The 22,895-nt window shown below is 71.7% G+C and carries 19 protein-coding genes and 1 tRNA gene; 13 read left to right on the top strand and 7 right to left on the bottom strand.

Going from position 1 to position 22,895, the window contains the following annotated elements:
- Positions 1 to 68 precede the first annotated feature (68 nt).
- Positions 69 to 488 carry a response regulator gene (locus WMF24_RS20115; RefSeq protein WP_437738048.1) on the top strand — a complete coding sequence of 140 codons (420 nt, stop codon included), beginning with the start codon at positions 69 to 71 and terminating at the stop codon, positions 486 to 488.
- 109 nt (positions 489 to 597) lie between these two features.
- Positions 598 to 1,362, top strand: a complete 765-nt coding sequence (locus WMF24_RS20110) for a carbon-nitrogen hydrolase family protein (RefSeq protein ID WP_437738047.1) — start codon at positions 598 to 600, stop codon at positions 1,360 to 1,362.
- Positions 1,363 to 1,419: 57 nt separating this feature from the next.
- Here WMF24_RS20110 and WMF24_RS20105 read toward each other — a convergent pair whose 3' ends face one another.
- The gene (locus WMF24_RS20105; RefSeq protein WP_437738046.1) at positions 1,420 to 2,361 is read right to left on the bottom strand and encodes a pyridoxal-phosphate dependent enzyme; all 942 of its coding nucleotides are present in this window, start codon (positions 2,359 to 2,361) and stop codon (positions 1,420 to 1,422) included.
- A gap of 78 nt (positions 2,362 to 2,439) precedes the next feature.
- On the bottom strand, positions 2,440 to 3,675 hold the full coding sequence (gene hemW, locus WMF24_RS20100; protein ID WP_437738045.1) for a radical SAM family heme chaperone HemW: 1,236 nt from the start codon (positions 3,673 to 3,675) through the stop codon (positions 2,440 to 2,442).
- A 324-nt stretch (positions 3,676 to 3,999) separates the two neighbouring features.
- Between hemW and WMF24_RS20095 the strand changes: the two genes are divergently transcribed.
- Positions 4,000 to 6,174 (top strand): RelA/SpoT family protein, encoded by a 2,175-nt coding sequence (locus tag WMF24_RS20095; protein WP_437738044.1) that lies wholly within the window; start codon positions 4,000 to 4,002, stop codon positions 6,172 to 6,174.
- A 112-nt stretch (positions 6,175 to 6,286) separates the two neighbouring features.
- Here the strand turns inward: WMF24_RS20095 and WMF24_RS20090 are convergent, their stop codons facing one another.
- A complete protein-coding gene (locus tag WMF24_RS20090) occupies positions 6,287 to 6,877 on the bottom strand; it encodes a YkgJ family cysteine cluster protein (RefSeq protein WP_437738043.1) in 591 nt (196 codons plus the stop codon).
- Positions 6,878 to 7,212: 335 nt separating this feature from the next.
- Between WMF24_RS20090 and amrB the strand changes: the two genes are divergently transcribed.
- The gene (gene amrB / locus WMF24_RS20085; protein WP_437738042.1) at positions 7,213 to 8,481 is read left to right on the top strand and encodes an AmmeMemoRadiSam system protein B; all 1,269 of its coding nucleotides are present in this window, start codon (positions 7,213 to 7,215) and stop codon (positions 8,479 to 8,481) included.
- Positions 8,482 to 8,633: 152 nt separating this feature from the next.
- On the opposite strand, the gene WMF24_RS20080 is transcribed toward amrB, so the two are convergent.
- Positions 8,634 to 9,863: an FHA domain-containing protein gene (locus WMF24_RS20080; protein WP_437738041.1), complete on the bottom strand. Its 1,230-nt coding sequence runs from the start codon at positions 9,861 to 9,863 to the stop codon at positions 8,634 to 8,636.
- Positions 9,864 to 10,321: 458 nt separating this feature from the next.
- Here WMF24_RS20080 and WMF24_RS20075 point away from each other — a divergent pair.
- Together WMF24_RS20075 and WMF24_RS20070 are read left to right on the top strand one after the other, a co-directional pair.
- Positions 10,322 to 10,396: transfer RNA gene (locus WMF24_RS20075), tRNA-Gly, on the top strand.
- A 191-nt stretch (positions 10,397 to 10,587) separates the two neighbouring features.
- Positions 10,588 to 11,751, top strand: a complete 1,164-nt coding sequence (locus tag WMF24_RS20070) for an AAA family ATPase (protein ID WP_437738040.1) — start codon at positions 10,588 to 10,590, stop codon at positions 11,749 to 11,751.
- On the opposite strand, the gene WMF24_RS20065 is transcribed toward WMF24_RS20070, so the two are convergent.
- The 3 genes from WMF24_RS20065 to WMF24_RS20055 all read right to left on the bottom strand — a co-directional run bounded on the left by WMF24_RS20065 (position 11,663) and on the right by WMF24_RS20055 (position 14,709).
- A complete protein-coding gene (locus tag WMF24_RS20065) occupies positions 11,663 to 12,868 on the bottom strand; it encodes a pseudouridine synthase (protein ID WP_437738039.1) in 1,206 nt (401 codons plus the stop codon). The genes WMF24_RS20070 and WMF24_RS20065 overlap by 89 nt on opposite strands.
- 238 nt (positions 12,869 to 13,106) lie before the next feature.
- Positions 13,107 to 13,883 (bottom strand): hypothetical protein, encoded by a 777-nt coding sequence (locus tag WMF24_RS20060; protein WP_437738038.1) that lies wholly within the window; start codon positions 13,881 to 13,883, stop codon positions 13,107 to 13,109.
- A gap of 1 nt (position 13,884) precedes the next feature.
- Positions 13,885 to 14,709 carry a hypothetical protein gene (locus tag WMF24_RS20055; RefSeq protein ID WP_437738037.1) on the bottom strand — a complete coding sequence of 275 codons (825 nt, stop codon included), beginning with the start codon at positions 14,707 to 14,709 and terminating at the stop codon, positions 13,885 to 13,887.
- A 408-nt stretch (positions 14,710 to 15,117) separates the two neighbouring features.
- On the opposite strand from WMF24_RS20055, the gene WMF24_RS20050 reads away from it, so the two are divergent.
- From WMF24_RS20050 to WMF24_RS20020, 7 genes are all read left to right on the top strand, one after another.
- The gene (locus WMF24_RS20050) at positions 15,118 to 15,327 is read left to right on the top strand and encodes a ribbon-helix-helix domain-containing protein (protein ID WP_061619353.1); all 210 of its coding nucleotides are present in this window, start codon (positions 15,118 to 15,120) and stop codon (positions 15,325 to 15,327) included.
- 320 nt (positions 15,328 to 15,647) lie between these two features.
- Positions 15,648 to 17,450, top strand: a complete 1,803-nt coding sequence (gene lepA, locus WMF24_RS20045; protein ID WP_437738036.1) for a translation elongation factor 4 — start codon at positions 15,648 to 15,650, stop codon at positions 17,448 to 17,450.
- Between the two features lie 81 nt (positions 17,451 to 17,531).
- Positions 17,532 to 18,167 (top strand): hypothetical protein, encoded by a 636-nt coding sequence (locus WMF24_RS20040; protein ID WP_437738035.1) that lies wholly within the window; start codon positions 17,532 to 17,534, stop codon positions 18,165 to 18,167.
- 23 nt (positions 18,168 to 18,190) lie between these two features.
- On the top strand, positions 18,191 to 19,627 hold the full coding sequence (locus WMF24_RS20035; RefSeq protein WP_437738034.1) for a M16 family metallopeptidase: 1,437 nt from the start codon (positions 18,191 to 18,193) through the stop codon (positions 19,625 to 19,627).
- Positions 19,624 to 20,988, top strand: coding sequence for a M16 family metallopeptidase (locus WMF24_RS20030; protein WP_437738033.1), 1,365 nt, complete (start codon positions 19,624 to 19,626; stop codon positions 20,986 to 20,988). The genes WMF24_RS20035 and WMF24_RS20030 overlap by 4 nt, the downstream gene beginning before the upstream one ends.
- 344 nt (positions 20,989 to 21,332) lie before the next feature.
- Positions 21,333 to 22,310 carry a hypothetical protein gene (locus WMF24_RS20025; protein ID WP_437738032.1) on the top strand — a complete coding sequence of 326 codons (978 nt, stop codon included), beginning with the start codon at positions 21,333 to 21,335 and terminating at the stop codon, positions 22,308 to 22,310.
- A gap of 65 nt (positions 22,311 to 22,375) precedes the next feature.
- Entirely contained in the window at positions 22,376 to 22,861 is a 486-nt protein-coding gene (locus WMF24_RS20020) for a hypothetical protein (RefSeq protein ID WP_437738031.1), read from the top strand.
- Positions 22,862 to 22,895: the final 34 nt, after the last annotated feature.

The following is a 22,895-nucleotide window of genomic DNA, read 5'->3' as shown; positions in this document are numbered from 1 at the left end:
CGCGTGGTGCGGGGCAACGAGGTCTGATACCCTCGCGCTCGATGGGCAATGCCCCGCATTCCGGCAGCATGCCGCCACCTTCGAGTGGTCGGGGCCAAGGGACGCTCCTCTACGCCGTCGACGACGAGGAGAGCAACCTGGACCTCATGGAGCGGGCGCTCCGCTCCGGCTACCAGGTCCGCACCTTCGGCGATCCGCGCCGCGCGCTCGCGGCGGCGGTGAAGGAGCCGCCCTCCGTGGTCGTCGCGGACTACCGGATGCCCCACTTCAGCGGGCTCGCGCTGCTGCGCGAGCTGCGCCGGCAGGGGCTGAGCTACGTGCCGGTGCTCGTCTGCGCGCCCACGGACGTGGAGCAGATCCAGAAGATCTCCCGGGAGAGCGCGACGTTCCGGATCATCACGAAGCCGTGGATCGCCTCGGACCTGCGCCGCCAGGTCGACCTGGCGGTGAGCCTTCACCAGCTCCAGGCGTCCCGTAACCCTCGCTGAGCGGAGGGCGCCCTGTGGCCTCGCGGCGCGGTCTCCAGGGCGAAGTGGCCGGCTCGCCGCCGCGCGGGGCGGGCTCGCGGCCGCGGCGCGGAGCCGTCAGGCGGCCCCGGTGAACGCCCGATCCATCGACGTTGTCGCGCTCGAGCTGCCGCAGCGCTTCGGCGACCCGCGGGGTTCGCTCGCCGAGGTCGGCCGTCTCCTCGGCTCTCCCGCGGCGAGGGGGGCCGAGCTCGCGCTGCTTCCCGAGCTCATCGTCACGGGCTACGTCTCGCCGAGGGGCCACAGCGATCTGCGCCGCTTCGCGGAGCCGCTCGACGGGGACTCCGCCCGGCGGCTCGCCGAGCTCGCGCGCGCGCACGGGATCGCCCTGGCGGGCCCGCTCGTCGAGGAGAGCCGTGGCCGCCTCTACAACAGCCTGCTCGTCTTCGATCGCGACGGGCGCCGCGTAGGCCATTACCGCAAGCGTCACCCGTGGTTCCCGGAGCGCTGGGCGGCGCCGGGCGACCTCGGGACCCCGGTCCTCGACCTGCGCGGCGTCAAGGTGACCGCCGCGATCTGCTTCGACGTCCACTTCGTCTCCGACGACGCGGGCGGCGCGCTCGACGAGGCCGATCTGCTGCTCTTCCCGACGGCGTGGGTCGATCCGCCCGGGGAGGGCGACGCGCGCGCCGACCTCCTGCCCGCGCTGGCCCGGCGCCATCGCATTGCGGTCGTGAACGCAAACTGGGGGCCGTCCAGCCCGGCGCTCGACGGCCAGGGGGGCTCGCGCATCCTCGACGCGCGCGGGCGCACGGTCGCGGCGGCGCCGCCCGGCGCGGGGCCGAGCGTCGTGCGCGCCGCCCTGCGCCTCGCGCCCGATCCGCGCGACGGCTGAGCGACCTCGGGGAGCGCCGGCGCGCCGCGCGGCGCCCGAGAGGGGGCTTGCTCGCGCTCAGGCGAACGGCAGCGCGCTCAGGTCGACGTTGCCCCCGCTCAGGATGACGCCGATTCGCGCCCCCTGGACCTTGCGCAGGAGGACCGCCGCCGCGGACACCGCCGCGCTCGGCTCGATGAGGATCTTCATCCGCTCCCCGACGACGCGCATCGCCTTGACGATGTCATCCTCGCTCACGGTGACGATCTCGACCCCGCGCTCGCGCAGCACCGCGAAGGTGAGCTCGCCGAGCGCGCTGCGGAGCCCGTCGGCGATCGTGGTCGGATCGTTCGAGGGGAGGATCCTGCCCTCGCGCAGCGATCGCGCGGCGTCGTCCGCCGCCTCGGGCTCGGCGCCGACCGTGCGCGCGCGCGACAGCGCGCTCGTCGCAATGGCGGTGCCGGAGAGCAGCCCGCCGCCGCTCACGGGCGCGACGACCGCATCGAGGTCCTCGACCTGGCTCGCGAGCTCGAGCGCGGCCGTGCCCTGGCCGGCGATGACGAGCGCGTCGTTGTACGGATGGACGAGGACCGCGCCCGTCTCGGCGAGCACGCGGGCGATCGTCTCCTCGCGCGACCGGAGCGTGGGGGCGCACGGCACGATGCGGGCGCCGTAGCCCTCGACGGCCGCGCGCTTCACGGCGGGCGCGTTCGCTGGCATGACGATGTGCGCGGGGATGCCGCGGATGCGGGCGGCGAGCGCGAGCGCGGCCGCGTGGTTGCCCGACGAGTGGGTCGCGACGCCGCGGCTCGCCTCGTCGTCCGAGAGGGCCATGACCGCGTTGCACGCCCCGCGGAACTTGAACGCCCCGGCCCGCTGCAGGTTCTCGCACTTGAAGAAGACGCGCGCCCCCGCGATGCCGTCGATCGTCCGGCTGGTCATGACGGGCGTCACGTGGGCGTGCGGCGCGATGCGCTCGGCGGCGCGGCGGATGTCCTCGATCGTGGGCAACGGGCTCATGGGACGCGCATCGGAGCGCGGCCCTGGCCCGACGTCCACTGCGCGCGCCCGGGCGGCGCCCGCGAGCGCGGCGCCGCTTCAGAACAGGTCGGCCGCGATGCCGTCGGCGAAGACCCAGGCGGCCCGCGGGACGCTGAGCCGACCGCCGGCCCTCGCGAGGCGGCCGGCGCGCTCGAGCCGCTCCGCGGCCCTCCGCCGCGCCGGGCTCCACGCCGGCACCCCGAGCGCCGCCGCGGCGGCCTCCAGGTCGAACCCCTCGCGCAGCCGGAGCCCGAGCATGATCCGCTCGGACAGCCGCGTCTCCGGGGCGAGCCGCTCCTCGCTCTCGACGGGGATCGCCTCGCCGCCGCCGGCCATGGCGGCCATGTACCGCTCCGGGCTCACGATGTTCCGATAGCGGACAGCGAACGCCTCGTCGCGGTCCCCGGCGCCGGCCGACTGCAGGCCCCACCGCGGATCCGGGCGCGCCACCGTCCCGTAGGCGGCGCACCCGAGCCCGACGTAATCGACGCCCTGCCAGTAGCCGAGGTTATGGCGCGCCTCGTGGCCCGGCTTCGCGTAGTTCGAGACCTCGTAGTGGGTGAACCCCTCTGCCTCGAGCGCCTCGTCGATCGCGAAGAACGTATCCGCGACCCCGTCGTCTCCGGCGAGCGGCAGGCGCCCGCGCCGCGCGAGCTCTCCGAACGAGGTGCCTGGCTCGACGGTGAGGCTGTACGCCGAGATATGGCTGACGCCGGTCGCCGCCACAGCGCGCGCCTCGGCGGCGGCCTGCTCCGGGCGCTGCTCTCGCGCCTGCTCGGCTGTCCCGATCGCGACTCCATAGATGAGATCGCCGCTCACGCGCGGCATCCCGGACCGGAGGGCCGCCGCGAGCGCGCCCAGCCCGCCGTCCGGGTCGTGCAGGCGCCCGAGGAACCGGAGGCGTTCGGCGTCGAGCCCCTGGACGCCGACGCTCAGACGGTTGACCCCGACCGCTCGGAACGCGCGGGCCCGCTGTTCATCGAGCGAGGTGGGGTTGCACTCGACGGTCACCTCGAGGTCCGGCGAGAGCCGGCCGGCCGCTGCGGTGATCGCCGCGAGCACCCTGCCCATCTCGTCCGGCTCCCACAGGGACGGCGTCCCGCCTCCGAAGAAGACGCTGCGAAGCTCGCGCTCGCCGAGCGCCCCCGCCCGCCTCCGGAGCTCCGCGAGCACAGCGTCGGCATAGCCGCGGTGATCGATCGCTTCCCGCGCTTTCGCGAACGAGACGAAGTCGCAGTAGGGACACTTCTTGAGGCACCACGGGAAGTGGACGTAGGCGGTGATCGGCTCCATGGAATCCACAAATCAGACACGACGGGACGAACAGGCGGGAGCGGCAGCCGTCAGACATCGGACAGGCGTCAGCAGACGTCAAACAGACACGAACGGACCCCAACAGATGCAAGCGGACGCGAACAGACGCAAGCAGACGCAGACGGGGACGCTGGCGAGGACGCAAACGGGGACGCGAACGGGCATGCGGACCGACGCGAGAACGGCGCGCCGGCGGAGCGCGCTGCCGGCGCCGGGCACGCGCATGGTGACACAATTGCGGGGCCTAGATCGCGGTGTTAGCGTGCAAAAGGGAGGGGGCGCATTGCGCCCGCCGAACTCTTCATGCTGACGTTGACGGAGCTTGTCGATCGCGTTCGAACCTACCAGCCGGCTGCAGACGTCGATCTCATCGCCCGCGCCTACGCCTATAGCTCTGACGCTCACCGTGGGCAGACCCGCAAGAGCGGCGACCCGTACTTCTCCCACCCGGCGAGCGTGGCCGCGATCATCACCGAGCTCAAGCTGGACACGGCGAGCGTCTGCGCCGGGCTCCTGCACGACGTCGTGGAAGATACCCTCGCGACGACCACGGACATCGAGAACAGCTTCGGCCAGGAGGTGGCGTTCCTCGTCGACGGGGTGACGAAGCTCTCGAAGATCAACTTTGCCTCCAAGGAAGATCGGCAAGCCGAGAACTTCCGCAAGATGCTGGTGGCGATGGCGCGCGACATCCGCGTGCTCCTCGTGAAGCTGTGCGACCGCCTCGACAACATGCGGACGCTCGAGTTCATGAAGCCCGAGTCGCAGGACCGGATCGCGCGGGAGACGATGGAGATCTACGCCCCGCTCGCGAACCGCCTCGGCATCGCGCGCTTCAAGAGCGAGCTCGAGGATCTGTCGTTCAAGTACATCGAGCCGGAGGCCTGGGCGGATCTGTCGCAGAAGGTCAAGACGACCGCGAAGGAGCGCGACAAGTACATCCACGAGGTCTCGAAGGTGCTCTCGGCCAAGCTCGCGGAGCAGGGCTTCGCGGTCGACGTCACCGGCCGCGCGAAGCACCTCTACTCGATCTGGCGCAAGATGCAGGCGCAGCAGTGCGACTTCGATCAAGTCTACGACGTCATCGCGTTCCGCGTGCTCGTCGAGTCGGTCGCCGACTGCTACGCGACCCTCGGCGTCATCCACTCGCAGTGGACCCCGGTGCCCGGCCGCTTCAAGGACTACGTCGCGCTGCCCAAGCCCAACATGTACCAGTCGCTGCACACGACGGTGATCGGGCCCGGGCGCGAGCGGATCGAGATCCAGATCCGCACCCACGAGATGCACCGCGTGGCGGAGCAGGGCATCGCGGCGCACTGGAAGTACAAGGAGCGCAACTCCGGCGGCATCGACCCGAAGGACGCGGCGCGGTTCGGCTGGCTCCGCCAGCTCATGGAGTTCCAGAAGGAGCTCAAGGACCCGGCCGAGTTCCTCGAGAGCGTCAAGGTCGATCTGTTCCAGGACGAGGTGTACGTCTTCACGCCGAAGGGGGACGTGCGCGTCTTCCCCCGCGGCTCGACGCCCATCGACTTCGCGTACGCGATCCACACGAAGGTCGGCGAGCACTGCTCGGGAGCGCGGGTCAACGGCGCCATCGTCCCGCTCCGCTCGAAGCTCCGGAACGGCGACGTTGTCGAGGTGATGACCAACCCGGGCCAGCACCCGTCGAAGGACTGGCTCGATTACGTCACGACCAGCCGCGCGCGCGCGAAGATCCGCAACTACCTGCGCACGGAGCAGCGGGAGAAGTCGCTCAAGCTCGGCCGTGAGCTCCTCGAGAAGGAGATGCACCAGCGGAGCATGAGCCTGAGCCGCCTCACGAAGAACGAGGCCGAGCTGCGCAAGGTCATGGAGCGGTTCGGCGTCGCCTCGCCCGACGAGCTGTTCATCGCGGTCGGCTACGGCAAGGTGAGCGTCCGCGCGGTGTGCGAGTTCCTCGCGCCCACCCCCAAGGAGAACGAGAAGGGCACGCCGCCGCCGCCGCCCGAGTCGATCAAGGAGGGGCGCATCGAGTCGCTCGTCCGCAAGGTCACGGGGCGCGACAGCACTGGCATCCGGTTGAACGGGATCGACGATGTCCTCGTTCGCTACACGAAGTGCTGTAACCCGCTCCCCGGCGACGAGATCGTCGGCTTCATCACGCGCGGCCGCGGCATCACCGTCCACCGCCGCAACTGCGCCAAGGCGTTCGACACGGACCCCGAGCGCCGCGTGGAGATCTCGTGGGACTCGCGCGCGAAGATCAACCGCCCGGTGCAGATCAAGGTGATGACGGCGAACCGTCCGGGCATCCTCGCGACCGTGGGCCACACCTTCCACGAGCAGGGCATCAACATCAGCGAGGCCACCTGTCGTGCGGGCGACGACGGCCGGGCGATGAACACGTTCACCTTCCTCTGCTCCGACCTCGCGCAGCTCAAGAGCGTCATCCGGCGCCTGCAGCGGATCCCCGGCGTGATGGCCGTCGAGCGGACCTGAGCTGGGCCGGGCGCGCGCGGCGCGCAGCGCCTGGAGCAGGCTCAGCGCCGCAGCGAGCTCAGAAAGCGTGGCGAGCTCAGCAAGCGCGGCGAGCGCCGCAGGGGCAGCGGGCTCAGCGACCGCGGCGCCCGCGCGCCCGGGACGGCCCCCCCGCGGCGCCGGGGGTGGCGTCCGCGAGCGCGCGGGTGAGGGGACGGCCGAGGTCGCCGCCCGGCTCGTGGCGCGCCGCGACGTCCTGAACTTTGCGGACGAGCCGGGTCACGTCGTTGTGGCGCACCGGGGATCCGGCCGAGGCGCGATCGCAGAAGAAGGTCCGGCACCCGAGCGGCCTCGCGGTGTAGATGGCGCAGCGGCCGGCGTCGGTGAGCATCGGGCACCGCCGCTCCGCGGCCTGTGGCAGCACGCGCCGGCGGCCCACGTCTCCGCCGGACGCCGGCGGATCGGGCGCTGCGGTCCCGCCGGCTCGCACGATTCCCAGGAGCGCGCGGGGGCCCCCTCGGGCTGCGATCGCGCGCCGGACGGCAGCGAGCTCGATGGACGTGACGTACGGCTCGCGACCCGTGATGCCGAACCGACAGCATTCGGTCGACGCCTGGCAGGTCCATCCACGGAAGGCCTCTTCCGCTTCGCGGTACACGGCCGAGAGCTCGGCGAGCAGCTCGGCTTCAGCGACGGGGGGCTCAGGGGACGCGGTGCGGCGCATTCGTCGGAGATCTCTCGTGCGGGTCGCGCGGAGCATGGCCGGCGCGAGGCGGCCGTGGGGCGGGGTAGGTGACGCTGGGCGGAGCCCCGGCGCTGGGCGGAGCCCCGGCGCTGGGCGGAGCCCCGAAGGAGCGAGCGTAGTCCCGCGCGCGTCCGCCGCGAAGCGGCAATCCGGGGTCCTGCCGGGAGCCCTGCCGCGCAGCACCAGCCGCGTCCGTTCTGGAGCGAGCTGCCCCTGCGACGGCCTGCGGTGTCCGCGACCGCGCCGGCGGCTGTCGTGGGGCCGCGCGCGGGGCAAGGTGGGCGGCGACCGCGCACGCGCTATCCTCGCGATAGATGTCGGTTCTACGCCCGAAGCTTCGAGCTCTGGAGGTCGTCGTCATCCAGGATGAGCACCACGGCCGCGCGCTGATGCTGCGCGACACCGAGGGCATCGCGCCGTCCCCCGTGGTCGTGCCCGCCGCGAGCTCCGCGGTGCTCGCGCGCTTCGACGGTCGGCGGTCGATCGATGAGATCGCGCGAGAGGTCTCCCGGTCGGCGGGCCAGCACGTGGACGCCGCTCACGTGTCGCGGCTGGCGGACGAGCTGGAACGCGCCTGGATGCTCGACAGCCCGCGGTTCCACGCGCGCCGGCGGACCGTCGTGCAGTCGTTCGACGCGGCGCCGATCCGGATGGCCGCCCATGCGGGCGGCGCGTACCACGGCGATCGCCTGAGGCTCGCCGACTTCATCGAGCGGCAGTGCCTCCGCGCCGCGCGGCCGCAGGGCGGGGCGCCCGGCGGCGCCGCGCTTCACGGCGCGCCGCGGCGCATGGTCGGGCTCTGCGCGCCGCACATGGACCTCTGGCGCGCCGCGGTCGGCTACGGGCACGCTTACGCCGCGCTGGAGCAGGCGCTGACCGGCCCGGGGCTGGAGAAGGTCGACACCTTCGTCCTGCTCGGAACGTCCCACGCTCCGATGCGCCGCCCGTACGCGGTCTGCGAGAAGACGTTCACGACGCCGCTCGGCCCGCTCGATCCAGATCGCGAGATGATCGCCGAGCTCGCGGCGGCGAGCCGGTTCGACGTCCACGAGGACCAGTACCTGCACAAGAACGAGCACTCGATCGAGTTCCAGACCGTGTTCGTCCGGCACCTCCTCGGCGGCCGCGCAGCGAAGATCGTGCCCATCCTCTGTGGCCTCTCGGATTGTCAGGCGCGGCGCCGCGACCCCGCGCAGGACGACCGCGCCGAGTCGTTCCTGAACGCGCTCGGCGACGCGCTGGCGAAGCGCCGCGATCGCGTCCTCGTGATCGCGGGCGCAGATCTGGCCCACGTCGGCCCTCGCTTCGGCGACCCCGCGCCGCTCGACGAGCGCCAGCGGAGGGCGCTGCGCGATCGCGACCTGGCCTCCATCGAGCGCGCGACGTCGATCGACCCGCCGGGCTTCTTCGCCGACGTCGCGCAGGATCTCGGCACGCGTCGCGTCTGCGGCCTCGGCCCGATCTACACGCTGCTCCGCGCGCTCCCGCCGTCGTCGCGCGGAGAGATGCTGCACTACGAGCAGTGCATCGATCCCGACGAGGGATCGATCGTCAGCCACACGTCTCTCGGATTCTACGGTTGAGGCGTCGCGCCTGACGCACGGCGCGCGCCGGCGCTTTGTCGCGGGCGGCGCCTCGCCGTCCGCCGCGACGGCGTCTCATTGCGGAGGCGCCTCCGGGAGCCCCTCGACGCTGGCGCGCCGCGAGGCTCCCGGGAGCGCGAGGGGCGATCGGCTCAGCCGCGCGGGACCCGGCGGCGCGCGATGTCGAGGCCGAGCCGGTCGGCCTCGCGGTAGATCGCCTGCCGCGACATGCCGAGGGCGCGCGCCGCCGAGGCGACGGAGCCGTTGGCCCGGGCGAGGGCGTCCTCGAGGCGGGCGCGCGCGAGCGACGGATCCGTCGCCGGCGGCAGGTTCGGCTTCACGCGCGGCCCGCGCGAGAGCGAACCCGCGATCGGGGTCACGGAGAGCGGCCCCTCCGGCGAGGCCTGGGCCGCGGTCACGATGGCGGACTCGAGCTGCGGAACCCCGCCCGGCCAGCCGGCGCGGACGAGCGCCTCCAGGAGCTGCGGCGTGAAGCGATCGAGGCCGATCGCGTTGCGCTCCGCGATGTCGCGCACGATGAGCGGCACGTCCTCGCGCCGCATCTCGAGCGTCGGGATGGTGACCCGCTTGCCCGAGAAGAGCGACGCGAACCACGGCGCCACGCGCCCGTCGCCGGCGGCCCGATCGAGCGGCTGCCCGGTCGTGGCGATGATGCTGACGCCGTTCGAGCGGCCGACCGAGTGCGCGATCTCGAGCTGCTGCGGGCGCGGGAGGCGATCGGCCTCGAGGACGAGCCACGTCATCGGCCGCGCGCCGGGCGGGATGACCGGCTTTGTCTCGGCGCTGCCGTCGACGACGAGCGTCTCACCCAGCCCCTCGCGCACCGCGGCGGCGAGGCGGGCGAGCGTGCGCTTGCCGACCCCGGGCGCTCCCTCGATGCAGACGCTGGAGCCCGCCTGCACGAGCTTCATCACCGGGTCGATCCAGTCCTTGCGCTGCTTCGGGCCGAAGACGAGCGGCCCGAGGCGCGACGGCGCGCCGTCGTAGAGCGCGAGGTGCCGCTCGACGAAGACCGCGAGCTGCTGGCCGAGGCGGACCACGTCGCCGTGCATCACGCCGATGCGCCGGGCGCGGACGCCGTTCACCCACGTGCCGTCGTGGGTATCCATGTCCTCGATGTAGCAACCGTCCGAGCGGACGCTGATCTTGGCGTGCTCCGGCGCGACCCCGTGCCCCTCGATGCGCCCGTCGCGCGCGGCGCTGCCGATCACGGCGCCATCCATGAGGCTCACGATCCGCGGCGGAGCGTCGAGCCCGATCAGGACGAGCCCCCAGCCACCATCGTCATCCTGTCGCTTGGCGTGGACTCCGGACCGGTACTCCTTCTGGAGGACCGGCGCCGCCGTCTCTGCAACGTCCACTCGCAAAGCAGTCTGTTCGTTCATGCTCCCCCCAAGTCCAAAAGACCTGCCTGGTCGACCCAGGCCAACCAAGAGCGCGCCGAGCGGCGGGCACCCTTATGATGTAAGAGCGCGCCTCACGGTGCCGCTGTCACGAACGCGAGAGCTTTTCTTGAGCGGCACCGAGCGCGGTGCTGCCTGGCGAGCCCCCTCGCTCGCAATGGCCACACAATACTCGACCAGAGCGGCTGCGCAACCTGCCGGCGACGGAAGATCCTCGGTTTTGTTTCTGAGTGCTTGACTATGGCCACGCCGGTTGGTACTCCTCCGCCACGCATCGACGGAGACGAGCTCCGGTGATGACCTGACGCGAATCAGGAATTCTCCGATAAGCGTCTTGAGACAGCGTTTTCCGATTGATTCCGATTGCGTCTCGATTCAGGTGCCCCATCGCGGCACCACCCAGGCAACTGGCGTCTGCGGGAGTAACTCAGTGGTAGAGTGCAACCTTGCCAAGGTTGACGTCGCGGGTTCAAATCCCGTCTCCCGCTCCACAACATAGGCTCTGCAACGGCGAGCAACCCTGTGAGGCCGGTGTGACCCACCGGCCTCAGGTGTTTTGTTCCACCGCGCGGTCCCCGGGGAACGCGCCGGGCGCCGCGGTGGCCGCCGCGGCGATCGATGGCGCGATCGGTGCGGCGATCGATGCGCCGGGTGGCGGGCCTGTGATACGAGCATTCGCCTCATGTCGGCTCCGCTCCACGAGCGCCTGCGCCTGCTTGCCCATAGCCTTGAGCGGCAGTTCCTGGGCAAGGACGAGATCATCCGCCTGCTCATGATCGCGGTCGTCGCGGGCGAGCACTGCGTCCTCCTCGGTCCGCCGGGGACCGCGAAGAGCGCGCTCATCCGCACGCTCGCCGAGCTGATGCAGGCCCGGTACTTCGAGTACCTGCTCACGCGCTTCACCGAGCCGAACGAGATCTTCGGCCCGGTCGACATCGGCGCCTTTCGCGAGGGCGTCTACCGCCGGAACACCGCGGGGATGCTGCCTGAAGCGGAGATCGTCTTCCTCGACGAGGTCTTCAAGTCGAACAGCGCCATCCTGAATGCGCTGCTCACGCTGCTCAACGAGCGCAAGTTCTCGAGCGGCGGCCAGGTGATCCGCTGCCCACTCATCAGCGTGTTCGCGGCATCGAACGAGGTGCCTGGCGACGAGACGCTGACGGCGATCTTCGACCGCTTCCTCCTGCGGGTGCAGTCCGAAAACCTCGACGCCTACCACTTCAGCGAGCTGCTCCAGCGCGGCATCCAGCAGGAGATCCGGAACATGGCCGGCGAGCCGCTCCGCCCGCTCGTCGCGGCGCGCGAGCTCGCGGAGCTCGGCCGGGGGTTCGGCGCGCGGATGAACTTCAGCGACGCGTTCCTGTCCGCCTACAAGGGGCTGGTGTTCCAGATCCGCGCCGAAGGGATCTCGCTGTCGGATCGCCGGGTCGTGAAGATGCTCAAGCTCTTCGCCGCGAGCGCGTACCTCGACGGCCGGCAGGTCACGGACGCGAGCGATTTCTTCGTGCTCAAGCACATCTGGAACAACCAGGATCAGGCCGCCATCCTGGAGGGCATCGTGCAACCGGTGCTCGAGGCGTTCTTCCGCGAGCACCCGGATCGCCGCCGCGTCGGCGCGCTCGGCGTCGGCGTGGAGGCGCTCGCCGCGGAGATCGATCGCATCCGCCAGATCCTCACGGGCGGCGCCGCGCTCGGCGACGTCCAGCTCTTCAGTCAGCTCAAGGCGCTCGGCGAGATCAAGCAGGCGCTCGCCGGCATCAATGACGCCCGGGCCCGCGAGCTCGAGGCCCGCGTGTCTCAGCTCCTCGAGGCTTCGTTTCGGAGCGGGCGGTTCGCGCAGATCTAGCCGGGCCGGGGCCGGGCGCGCCCGGCGCGGCGATGTTCGCCCTGGAGCGCGACCGCGGCTGAGCCGTGGCCGGACCGGGCGCGCCCGGCGTGGCGATGTTCGCCCTGGAGCGCGACCGGGGTTGAGCCGTGGCCGGACCGGGCGCGCCCGGCGTGGCGATGTTCGCCCTGGAGCGCGACCGGGGTTGAGCCGTGGTCGGACCAGGCGCGCCCGGGGCGCCGGCGCCGGTCCTCGCGCCTGCCCGGGGCGGCGCGGGCGTCCGGCTGCGCGCGGCCGGGGCGTCGGCCTCCGGCGCGGATCGAGGGGACGCCTTCGCGCTCGACCGGGCGGCTCCGGCGGCCCGGCGATGATCGACCGGCCCAGACGACGCGCCCATCATCGCGCCGCGGATCCGCCTGGGCACGCCGAACGCCTCGCGGATGTGGAGGAGCTCATCCACCGTCAGCGCGCGCCACTCGCCGGGCCGGAGCCGCTCCGAGGTGACGCCGGCGAACGTGGTCCGGGCCAGGCGCATGACGGGCCAGCCGGTCGCCTCGCCCATGCGCCGGATCTGCTGGTTACGGCCCTCGCGAAGCGTGACCTCCAGCCACGTCTTGTCGCCCTCGTGGCGCAACAGCCGCGCTTCGGCCGGCAGGGTGACCCCGTCCTCGAGGCGGATGCCCTCGCGCCACGGCGTGAGGTCGTCCTCGCTCATGACACCCTGGACCTTCAGCACGTAGGTCTTCGGCACGCCGCCGCGCGGATGGAGCAGCGCGTTGGCGAAGTCGCCGTCGTTCGTCATGAGCAGGATCCCGCTCGTCGCGAAGTCGAGCCGACCCACGGGGTAGAGCCGCGCGCCCATGCCGCGTACGTAGTCGGCGACGGTCGGACGCCCCTCGGGATCGCGCAGGGTCGAGACGACGTTCCGCGGCTTGTGCAGGGCAACGTAGACAGGCACCTCGGAGACCAGGCGCTTGCCGTCCACCTCGATCCGGTCCTTCTGCCGGTCCGCCTTCAGGCCGAGCTCGGTCACGACGCGACCGTTCACGCGCACCCGCCCGGCCAGGATGAGCTCCTCGGCGGCCCGGCGTGAGGCGACCCCGGCGCGCGCAATGATCTTTTGTAGACGTTCTTCCATGGTGTTTTCAGGACCTGTGCCGACGCGGCGCTGCCGGCGGACGGCTCTGATAAGCACGCCCCCCGCGCGGCGTCGACCGACCTCGGGCGCACGCTCCAGAGAACCGAGGCCGCGCCCGACGCGCGGCGCCTTCACGCCCGTTGACGAGCGCCTGCTGCTGCGGGCTCGCCAGAACGGGCGCGGCGCCGTGCGTCGGGCGGGCGAGACGGACCTTCAGGCCGGCGGAAGGGGCCGCGCGCTATTTCTCGTTCCCGGAAGGCTCCGCGTTGCCGCCGCCGTCCACGGCCTCGTTCGCCTTGTCCGCGGCGCCCTGTTCCTCGGCGGATTTCTTGGCGGCCGCCGCGGCTGCCTCCTCTTCTTTCCTGCGCTCCTCGTCCTCGACGCGGCGCCGCAGCTCGTTGTCGTGGTCCCACCGATCGACCCGCTCGTCGGCGTCGATGTCCACGCCCATGCGCTCGAGCCGGCCCATGCGGTAGATCTCCCAGACGTCCGGCTTGCCGTCGCGGTTCGTGTCCCGCTTGATGCGCGCGAGCTTGCCGCCGCTGTAGTACTTCCACTCATCGGGGTTGCCGTCTCGATCGGAGTCGATCCTCGCCTCGGCCAGCCTCCCGCTGGCGAAGGTGAGCCAGGTGTCGATCCGGCCGTCGTAGTTCGCGTCGGACTCCTCGTGCAGGCTCTCGCCCTTGTCGTTGTAGCGGCGGACGACGTCCTTCACCCCGTCGAAGTTGGTGTCGATCTCGCGGCAGACGAGCGCGCGGTGGCGGTCCTCGCCGGAGCCAACGATCTGCCAGACGCGCCGCACGTTGGGCTGGATCGCGCCAGGCCCCGCGGTCTCGCTCGCCTCGCGATCTTCTCTGCCCTTCCACTCGCACATCGAGCGATCGTCGATGCTGCCATCGGCATTGCGAGCCGCCTCGATCTTCGGCGCCTTTGCGCCTTCGAACCCCGGATCCGAGCTGCACGCCGCGCCGAGCAGGCTGAGCGCGGCCAGCGCGATGAGCGCCTGTCCTCTCATGTCATGGTCCCTTCTTCACGGCCGGCTGGCTCGCAGCGGGCGCGGAGCCGGCGGGCGCGGCGCTCGTTCCCGGGGCCGGCGTGGGGGCGGCGCCCGCGGTCTGGGTAGCCGCGGGGGCGGCGCCCGCGGCCTGGGTCGATGCGGTCGCAGCGCTCGCGGGCGCGGCGCCCAGGGCCGCGGGCTGGCCCGCGGCGCTCGCCGCCCCGGCTGCCGGGGGCGCAGCGCTGCCCGGCGGGGGCGCGATCGGCTTCGGCGCGCCGTACGACTCGCCGCACAGATCCACCACGCTGGTGGGATCGGGCTTACCGTCGGCGTTCTGATCGGTCGCCACGACCGCGCACTTCTCGTCGTTCGGGTTGTTGAACTGCCACCACTGGTCGATGATCTGATCGCCGTCGGAGTCGCGCTCGCGGCGCACGAGGCGCGACCCCTCGTAGTGGTCCCAGGTGTCGAGCTTGTCGTCGAAGTTTGTCTCGCGCTCCTTCAGCACGACGGCGCCGCGCTCGTAGTGCGCGATCTCGTCGGCGCGCCCGTCGCGGTCGAAATCCGACTCGCGGCGGCGCTCGGCGCCCGTGGCGTCGTAGTAGATGAACGCGTCGATCGCGCCGTCCAGGTTCAGGTCGACCACACGGCAGACCTCGCGGCCGTCCTGCTTCACGTGGATGATGTCGGGCACCCCGTCGCCGTTCACGTCGACCTTCTCCGCGGAGGCGGAGTCCTTGTCGCAGGGCTCGTGGACGATCGCCGTGTCCCGCTCGCCGGTGGCGCTCTTCGCGCGGGGAGCCGCCGGCGTCGACGAGGCGCAGGCAGCGACAAACATGCTCATCAGGGCCACGAGCGAGCACCTGGACGACGGCCAGGCGAGCGGGAATCGCGTCATCAAGAGATTCCTCCGGCGGGCCCTGGACTTTCGGGATAGAAGCTCGACGCGCCGGGCGAGCTGTCCCGACGCGGACCAGCTTCGGCCGCAGTCTAGACCGCGGCGCGTTCGCACATCAAGAAGCCCACGGGCGGCGCGAGGACGGCAACAGGCGGCAACGGGCGGCAACGGGCGGCAACGGACAACGGGCAACGGACGGCAACGGACGCGACCACCGGCGCGCACTGACGCACACACCGAGCGCGTCGACCCCAGCAGCGCCATTCCGATTGACAACACACGTACCGGCATCTAGGGTAACGTCTTGTCAGTCGTACCCTTCGAGACTGGCGGGTTTACCCTCCCGGGCGTGACATGTCGCGGAAGAAAGTCTCGACGACCATCTACATCACGCCCGAGCAGGCCGAGCGGCTGAAGATCCTGCACGAACGCACCAAGGTCCCGATCGCCGTCTACATCCGCGAGGGAATCGACCTGGTGCTCAAGCACTACGAGCACGTGCTGCCAGGGCAGATGTCGCTGGAGAGCACGCCGGCCCCTCCGCCACCGACCCCGAAGAAATGACCCATCGCCGGTACGCGCGCCCGCGCTGGCCCGCGACCACGACGGAAGGCCGGCAGGCCCCGGGAGCCCGGGCCCGGGGGGGGGGAGGTACGGGCGCCCGGACGCGGCGTTGCTGTCCGGGCGGATAGCTTCGCGGCGCGGGTCGCGCTAGGAGCAAGCGCGCCGCGGTCCCACCACGTCCCTGCGGCGCTCGCAGGGCCGCGCGCCGCGGCTCGTTCCCCAGAGGGGCGCGGACGTGTGGTCCGCTCCTTCGCATCTTGGTCGAGGCCGCGCGCTGCGGCCGCTAACGCTGGTCAGGGCGCCGCGCCCCGAAGCTCGCTATGCCTGTCGATTCCAAGCTCATCCGCAACTTCTCCATCATCGCCCACATCGATCACGGCAAGTCCACGCTCGCCGACCGCATCCTCGACGTGACCGGGGCGCTCACCGCCCGCGAGCAGAAGGAGCAGTTCCTCGACAAGATGGAGATCGAGCGCGAGCGCGGGATCACCATCAAAGCCCAGACCGTGCGGCTCGACTACACGGCGAAGGACGGGCAGACGTACCGGCTGCACCTCATCGACACGCCAGGGCACGTCGACTTCAACTACGAGGTCTCGCGCAGCCTCCAGGCCTGCGAGGGCGCGCTGCTCGTCGTCGACGCCACCCAGGGCGTCGAGGCGCAGACCCTCGCGAACGTCTTCCTCGCGCTCGACAACAACCTCGCGATCATCCCCGTCCTCAACAAGATCGACCTGCCGTCGGCCGACACCGAGCGGACAACGCGCGAGATCGAGGACGTCATCGGCCTCGACTGCTCCGGCGCCATCCCCGCCAGCGCCAAGACGGGGATCGGCATCGCCGAGATCCTCGAGGCGGTGGTCTCGCGGGTCCCGGCGCCCCAGGGCGACCCGAACGCGGCGCCGCGCGCGCTCATCTTCGATAGCTGGTACGACAGCTACCGCGGCGCGGTCGTCATGGTGCGCGTCGTCGACGGCATCCTCCGCAAGGGGCAGAAGGTCCGCTTCCTGGCGACCGGCCGCGACTACGAGATCACGGAGATGGGCGTGTTCACGCCCCACGCGACCGCGATCACCGAGCTCGGGCCGGGGGAGGTCGGCTTCCTCGTCGGCAACATCAAGAGCGTTGTCGACACGAAGATCGGCGACACGGTGACGGACGCCGTCCACCCCGCGACAACGCCGCTGCCGGGCTTCAAGGAGGTCAAGCCGATGGTCTTCGCCGGGATCTTCCCGACGGACTCGGCCCAGTACGAGGACCTCCGCGACGCGCTGTCGAAGCTCCACATGAACGACGCCGCGTTCGTCTTCGAGCCCGATACGTCCGAGGCGCTCGGGTTCGGCTTCCGGTGCGGCTTCCTGGGCCTCCTCCACATGGAGATCATCCAGGAGCGGCTCGAGCGCGAGTACAACCTCGACCTCATCACGACAGCGCCGAGCGTCGTCTATCACTGCTACCTGAGCGACGGCACGATGAAGTCGATCGAGAACCCGGCGAAGCTGCCGCCGCCGAACCTCATCGATCGCATCGAGGAGCCCATCTTCCGGATGACGGTCCACGTGCCGTCGTCGTACGTCGGCGCGGTCCTCGCCCTGTGCCAGGAGCGGCGCGGGGAGCAGAAGTCGATCCAGTACGCCTCGTCCGACCGCGTGATCATCACGTACGACATGCCCCTCAGCGAGGTGCTCTTCGACTTCCACGACAAGCTGAAGAGCGTGTCGCGCGGCTACGCGTCGATGGACTACGAGCTCGTCGGCTACCGCGCCGACGACCTCATCAAGCTGGACATGCTGGTGAACGGCGACCCGCTCGACGCGCTGAGCGTCATCGTGCACCGGGAGAAGGCGTACGCCCGGGGCCGCGACCTCGCCGTGAAGCTCAAGGACATCGTGCCGCGCCAGCAGTACGAGGTCGCCATCCAGGCGGCGATCGGGACGAAGGTCATCGCGCGCACGACCGTGAAGGCGATGCGCAAGGACGTGACCGCCAAGTGCTACGGCGGCGACATCAGCCGCAAGCGCAAGCTCCTCGAGAAGCAGAAAGAGGGCAAGAAGCGGATGAAGATGGTCGGCAGCGTCGAGATCCCGCAGGAGGCGTTCCTCGCCATCCTGAAGATCGACTGACGCGGGGGGCTGGAAGGCGGGCGGGGGACCCGCGGCCACGCGAGCGTGGCGGCGCGCGTTCACCGCCCGTATAAGCTGCCCATGCCGCCCGCCCCTGTCCGCCTGCGCGCTCTGCGCGCGGCGCCCCCCGTCCTTGCCCTCGGCCTCGCCGTCCTCGCGTGCGACGACCCGCCCGCCCCGGCGCCGGGGGCGTCCACCGCTGCGCCGCCGGCCTCAGCGAACGCCGCGCCGGCGGAGAGCGCCGCGGCGCCCCCCGCGACCGCAGAGGCCCGCAAGCGGGAGATGCCGCCGCGGCCCGTCCCGCTCGGGTCGAGCGGGCCGATCCAGCCGAGCGCCCCGCCGGAGCAGCAGATGATGGCGATCCAGTACACGCTCGCCATGGTGTCGCCGCAGCCGACCGATCCGCTCGTCGACAAGGCCTACCTCGACGCCATCCTGCCCAAGCTCGCCGTCGCCGTGCGCACCGCGGACAAGGGCAAGACCCCGCCCAACCCGGTGAAGGCGACAAAGGGGAACCGGAAGATCGAGGTCGACATGGGCAAGGGGTGCACGGAGCGGACCCCGTCGAACCTGCTCGCGCAGCGGGCAGGCTCGTCCCTCAGGGAGGCGTTCGACGCGGGCGTCCTCGTCGTCTCCTGCCACGACGCCCTCTGGGAGTGCCACCAGTCGACACGGGATCCGAGCGACGTCCTGTGTCACGCAGCGCCCCGGCGCTGAGCGTGGTATGGGCTGCGTCTGCCATGCAGGAGACGCTTGCCTACTCGCTCCCCGGCGCCGCCGACGCGCTCCCCCGACCGGATCCGCTCGCCGCGCTGGTCGCCGACCTGAACCGCGATCGCCCGCCGCTCGCCCGGCTGCGCCATGACGCCACCATCGCGTTCGGCCCCGCCATGCGCGTCGAACGCTTCGTCCTCGGCAACGGGCTCAAGGTGCTCGTGCTCGTCGACCCGTCGGCGCCCGTGATCTGCCTGCAGACCTGGTTCGGCGTCGGCTCGCGCCACGAGCGCATCGGCAAGACCGGCATCGCCCACCTCTTCGAGCACCTCATGTTCGGCGAGACGGAGAGCGTCGCGCACGGCGCGTTCGACCGCATGCTCGAGGAGGCCGGCGCCGAGACGAACGCGGCGACGTTCCTCGACTGGACCTACTACCACACGAACCTGCCGAAGGACGCGCTCGAGCTGACCCTCCGCCTCGAGGCGGAGCGCATGGCGCGGCTCGTCCTCCGCGACCCCCAGGTGTCGAGCGAGAAGGAGGTCGTCGCCAACGAGCGGCGGCAGCGCGTCGACGACGACGTCGACGGGGCGGTGAGCGAGCTGCTCTACAAGGAGGCGTTCAGGAAGCACGCCTACGGGTGGCCGACCATCGGCTGGATGGAGGACATCAAGGGCTTCACGACCGAGGACTGCGTCGAGTTCTACCGGACGTACTACGCCCCGAACAACGCGGCGCTCGTCCTCGTCGGCGACGTCGCGCTCGATCACGCGCTGCGCGCGGTGCAGGACAGCTACGGCGCCCAGGAGTCGTCGAGGATCCCGGTCGAGGACGTGTGCCCCGAGCCGCCGCAGACCGAGGAGCGCCGCGCCGAGGTGACGAAGCCGACGGCCACGCACAAGGTCGCGATCGGCTACCGCTCGCCGGCGCTCGGCGACTTCGATCACGCGCCGCTCGTGCTGCTGAACGAGATCCTCTTCGCCGGCCGGTCGTCGCGCGTGCACCGCGCGCTGGTGCAGGAGCAGGAGATCGCGAGCGAGGTCCGCGGCTGGGTCGGCTCGTTCCGCGACCCCGCGCTGTACGACATCTACCTCTCGGCGCGCGGCGAGCACACCGGCGACGAGCTGCTCGCGGCCCTCGATCCGCTCCTCGACGCCGTGCGCCGCGCCCCCGTGAGCGAGGCGGAGCTCGACCGGGCCAAGGCGCGCATCGAGCTCTCCCTGCTGCAAGGGCTCGAGACCGTCGCCGGCAAGGCCGAGCAGATCGGCTTCTACGAGACGGTGCTCGGCGATCCCGCCGCCCTGTTCGAGCGGCTCGCCGCGTACCGCCGGGCGACCGTGGGGGACCTCTTGCGCGTGGCGCGGCGTTACCTGGTGAGCTCGGCGCGGACGGTGATCCACGTGATCCCGGACGGATCGAGCGCCGACGAGGACGAGGGCGAGGAGAGCGAGGAGGCATCGTGAGCCAGAGCGTGAAGAGCGGCCTCGCCTGGGGCGCGGAGGGGCAGGGCAGGGGAGCGCCGGGCGGGCGGGTGGCGCCGCGGGACGGCGCGGTGCTCGTCGAGACGAGCCACGCGCTCCCGATCGTCAGCATCGTCGTCGCGTTCCGCTCCGGCGCGGCGTTCGACCCGGTCGGGCGCGAGGGGCTCGCCCGGATCACGGCGCGCATGCTCCGCCGCGGCGCCGAGGGCTACAGCGCGAACGAGATCGAGGAGACGATCGACGCGCTCGGCGGGGAATTCGGCGCCGACGTGGCGACGAGCGCGACGACGGTGCACTTCGAGGTGATCAAGCGATCGCTCGACCGGTTCATCGATCTCGGGGCCACGCTCCTCGCGCGCCCGACCTTCTCGCCGCCCGAGCTCGCGCGGCTCCTGCGCGAGGCCGAGGCCGAGCTCATCGAGGCGCGCGACAGCGATCGCTCGCTGTGCAGCCGCGCCTTCCGGCGGTGCCTGTTCGCCGGGCACCCCTACGGCCGCCGCATCGCGGGCACCATCCCGACGCTGCGGGAGATCACGCGCGACGACGTCGCGGCCTTCTACGCGCGGCACTACACCCGGCGCAACGCGATCGTGGCCATCTCGGGCGACGTCGAGCCCGCCGAGGCGCACGCGATCGCGGAGCGCCTGCTGGCCGGCCTGCCCGAGGGCGAGCCGGTCGCCGATCCGGTGACCGAGCCCGAGGGGCGGCGGGGGCGGTGCCTCGTGTTCGTCGACAAGCCCGAGCGGACGCAGACGCAGATGGTCATCGGCGGGCTCGGCACCGACGCCCACGACCCCGACCACATGGCGCTCCTCGTCGCGAACACCGCGTTCGGCGGCACGTTCTCGTCGCGGCTGATGCAGGAGGTGCGCGCGAAGCGCGGCTGGTCTTACGGCGCCTCGTCGCGGGCGGGCTTCGATCGGCACCGCGACGCCTTCACGATGTGGACCGCGCCCGCGGCGCAGGACGCCGCCGCCTGCCTCTCGCTGGAGCTCGATCTGCTCGAGGCGCTGCGGCGCGACGGGGTCACGGAGGACGAGCTCACGTTCGTGAAGCGCTACCTCGTCCGCTCCCACGCGTTCGAGATCGACACCGCGAGGAAGCGCGTTCACCAGCGGCTCGAGGAGATCCTGTACGACCTGCCCGAGGGCTATCACGAGACCTACGTGCAGCGGGTCGAGGCGGTCACGCTCGAGGAGGCGAACGCCGCCGTGCGGCGGCGGATCTCGGAGGACGACCTCGTGATCGGCGTCGTCGGGACCCACCAGGAGATCGGCGAGGCGGTCGCCGCGGCCATCCCGAGGTTGGCCGAGGTGAAGGTCGAGCCGTACGACCTCGAGTAGCCGGGGCGCTGCCCGATGACGCTCCGCCGCGAGGCGAGCCGTCCGCGACGCGGGGGTGCGAGCCCGTCGTGAACGGCCTTGCTGCGCGGCCGTGCCGCTGCGGCGCCGTCCGCGCGGCAGAGCAGGCCTCAACGCGCAGGCGGCAGCAGGATCGCGCGCGCGACCGCAACCGCCGCCCGGGGCCGGCATCCAAGGCGCTGCTTCTTCGCGAGGACGGGGCAGGGCTTGCGCTGCGCGTCCAGACGTCCGGAGCGATCGGTCGCGATCGCGCCGCAGGGGACGTGCGGCTTCCCGTCCGGCACTTCCGGGCGCCGGCTCGCGAGGGCGAACGACGGGAGCTTGCGATGAAGGCACGAACGATCAACGCGCCGGTGCTTGCCGTGGCGATCGCGCTCGCCGGGCCCGCCGCGGCGGCTGTCCCGATCACGATCACCCACCAGGGGCGCCTGTTCGACGCGGCAGGCCAGCCGATCGACGACACGCTCGACGTGGTGTTTGCGCTCTACGACGCGATCGACGCGCCCGTGCCCATCTGGAGCGAGGTCCACACGATCACGTTCGACCACGGGTACTTCTCGGTCGATCTCGGCGAGGTCGCGCCCATCGACAAGCCCGTCCTCGACGGGACAGCGCGCTACCTCGGGATCACGGTGGGCAACGACCCCGAGATGGTTCCGCGCGCCAGGGTGGCCAGCGTCCCGTATGCGCTCCAGGCCAGCAATGTGTCCGGCGACATCACGCCGAACTCGATCTCGATCGGCGGTCAGCTCGTCATCGACAGCAGCGGTCTCTGGGTCGGCCAGCCTGTCGGCCTGAAGGGTGAGCCTGGGCCGTCCGGTCCTGCCGGACCAGTGGGGCCCGCCGGCCCGCCCGGCGTCGCGGGGCCCCCGGGTGTACAGGGAGCGGCGGGTCCACCAGGACCGCCCGGCGTCGTCTCGAGCACCTCGGTCTCCGGCGCGGGCCTCGATCCACGGATGACACCGCAGTTCCTCGCGGCGCCCGCCACGGTGAGCGTGACGGCCCTGGGGCAGCGCATCGTGGTCGTGTCCAACAAGGCGCTGGGCACCGACGAGACCCCCGCGGACAAGCTCCTTCTCTGGATCTGCTCCCAGCAGATCGCGCCGGTAGGGGAGCTCACCCCCGCGGGGACCGGCGTCTATGCGCTCCAGCTCCCGGCGAACACCAGGATCAGCATGGGGCTCAGCGCCGTGCTCTCGCTGCCGCCCGGTCAGTACAACGTCGGTCTTTGCGGGAGGTCCGACAGCCCCTTCTGGACCAACAACGATTACTCCTACACATCCGCTGTCGTCACCATGGAGTAAGGTCGAGCCGGGCGGATGATCTCGCGCACGGCGAGCTGCGCCGCGCGCGCCCCGGCGACCCCACCATGCAGAAGGAGCTCCTGACCCCCGCGGCGATCCTGCTCGGCAGCGTCTTCATCGCGGCGGGTCTCTACTTCGGGCTCCAGCGCGCGGCGCCGCCGGGGTCGGCGGCGGCCGCGTCCACGGAGGAACCTGCTCCGCGGCAGCCGGCGCCGCGCGCCGCGCCCGCAGGGACCGTGGCCGCATCGCCGGGCGAGCTCCAGAAACGCGTCGAGGCGGACGCCATCAAGGCGCTCGAGGCGCGGCGGACGCTCTTCGTGAAGCAGTGCTGGGAGCCCTCGCTCAAGAAGAGCGCCACGCCGGCGCGCGCCAGGTACCTCTTCAACATGACCTTCGACGAGTCCGGCAAGGAGATCGCCCGCGGCATCAGCGAGGTGCGGGGGATGGACCGCCCGGACGCGGCGCAATGCCTCCGGATGATCCCGCTCGGGATCGCGGTGCCGCCGCCCGGAGCCCGCGTCGCCGTCGAGGTCGAGATGATCCTGCCGTGAGCGCGCGCCCGCTGCGGCGTCACGCTGCGGACGC

Origin of the sequence: Sorangium sp. So ce1335 (assembly GCF_051521615.1) — a bacterium.
In the GTDB taxonomy this organism is placed as follows: Bacteria; Myxococcota_A; Polyangia; order Polyangiales; family Polyangiaceae; genus Sorangium.
The sequence above is the reverse complement of the archived record's forward strand: the minus strand, read 5'-3'. Positions and strand labels throughout refer to the sequence as shown.

Coding starts and splice junctions, on each gene's coding strand:
- WMF24_RS20115 (WP_437738048.1), top strand. CDS start 69: ATGCCGCCACCTTCGAGTGGTCGGGGCCAAGGGACGCTCCTCTACGCC.
- WMF24_RS20105 (WP_437738046.1), bottom strand. CDS start 2,361: ATGAGCCCGTTGCCCACGATCGAGGACATCCGCCGCGCCGCCGAGCGC.
- hemW (WP_437738045.1), bottom strand. CDS start 3,675: ATGGAGCCGATCACCGCCTACGTCCACTTCCCGTGGTGCCTCAAGAAG.
- WMF24_RS20095 (WP_437738044.1), top strand. CDS start 4,000: ATGCTGACGTTGACGGAGCTTGTCGATCGCGTTCGAACCTACCAGCCG.
- WMF24_RS20090 (WP_437738043.1), bottom strand. CDS start 6,877: ATGCGCCGCACCGCGTCCCCTGAGCCCCCCGTCGCTGAAGCCGAGCTG.
- amrB (WP_437738042.1), top strand. CDS start 7,213: ATGTCGGTTCTACGCCCGAAGCTTCGAGCTCTGGAGGTCGTCGTCATC.
- WMF24_RS20070 (WP_437738040.1), top strand. CDS start 10,588: ATGTCGGCTCCGCTCCACGAGCGCCTGCGCCTGCTTGCCCATAGCCTT.
- WMF24_RS20065 (WP_437738039.1), bottom strand. CDS start 12,868: ATGGAAGAACGTCTACAAAAGATCATTGCGCGCGCCGGGGTCGCCTCA.
- WMF24_RS20060 (WP_437738038.1), bottom strand. CDS start 13,883: ATGAGAGGACAGGCGCTCATCGCGCTGGCCGCGCTCAGCCTGCTCGGC.
- WMF24_RS20055 (WP_437738037.1), bottom strand. CDS start 14,709: ATGAGCATGTTTGTCGCTGCCTGCGCCTCGTCGACGCCGGCGGCTCCC.
- WMF24_RS20050 (WP_061619353.1), top strand. CDS start 15,118: ATGTCGCGGAAGAAAGTCTCGACGACCATCTACATCACGCCCGAGCAG.
- lepA (WP_437738036.1), top strand. CDS start 15,648: ATGCCTGTCGATTCCAAGCTCATCCGCAACTTCTCCATCATCGCCCAC.
- WMF24_RS20040 (WP_437738035.1), top strand. CDS start 17,532: ATGCCGCCCGCCCCTGTCCGCCTGCGCGCTCTGCGCGCGGCGCCCCCC.
- WMF24_RS20035 (WP_437738034.1), top strand. CDS start 18,191: ATGCAGGAGACGCTTGCCTACTCGCTCCCCGGCGCCGCCGACGCGCTC.
- WMF24_RS20025 (WP_437738032.1), top strand. CDS start 21,333: ATGAAGGCACGAACGATCAACGCGCCGGTGCTTGCCGTGGCGATCGCG.
- WMF24_RS20020 (WP_437738031.1), top strand. CDS start 22,376: ATGCAGAAGGAGCTCCTGACCCCCGCGGCGATCCTGCTCGGCAGCGTC.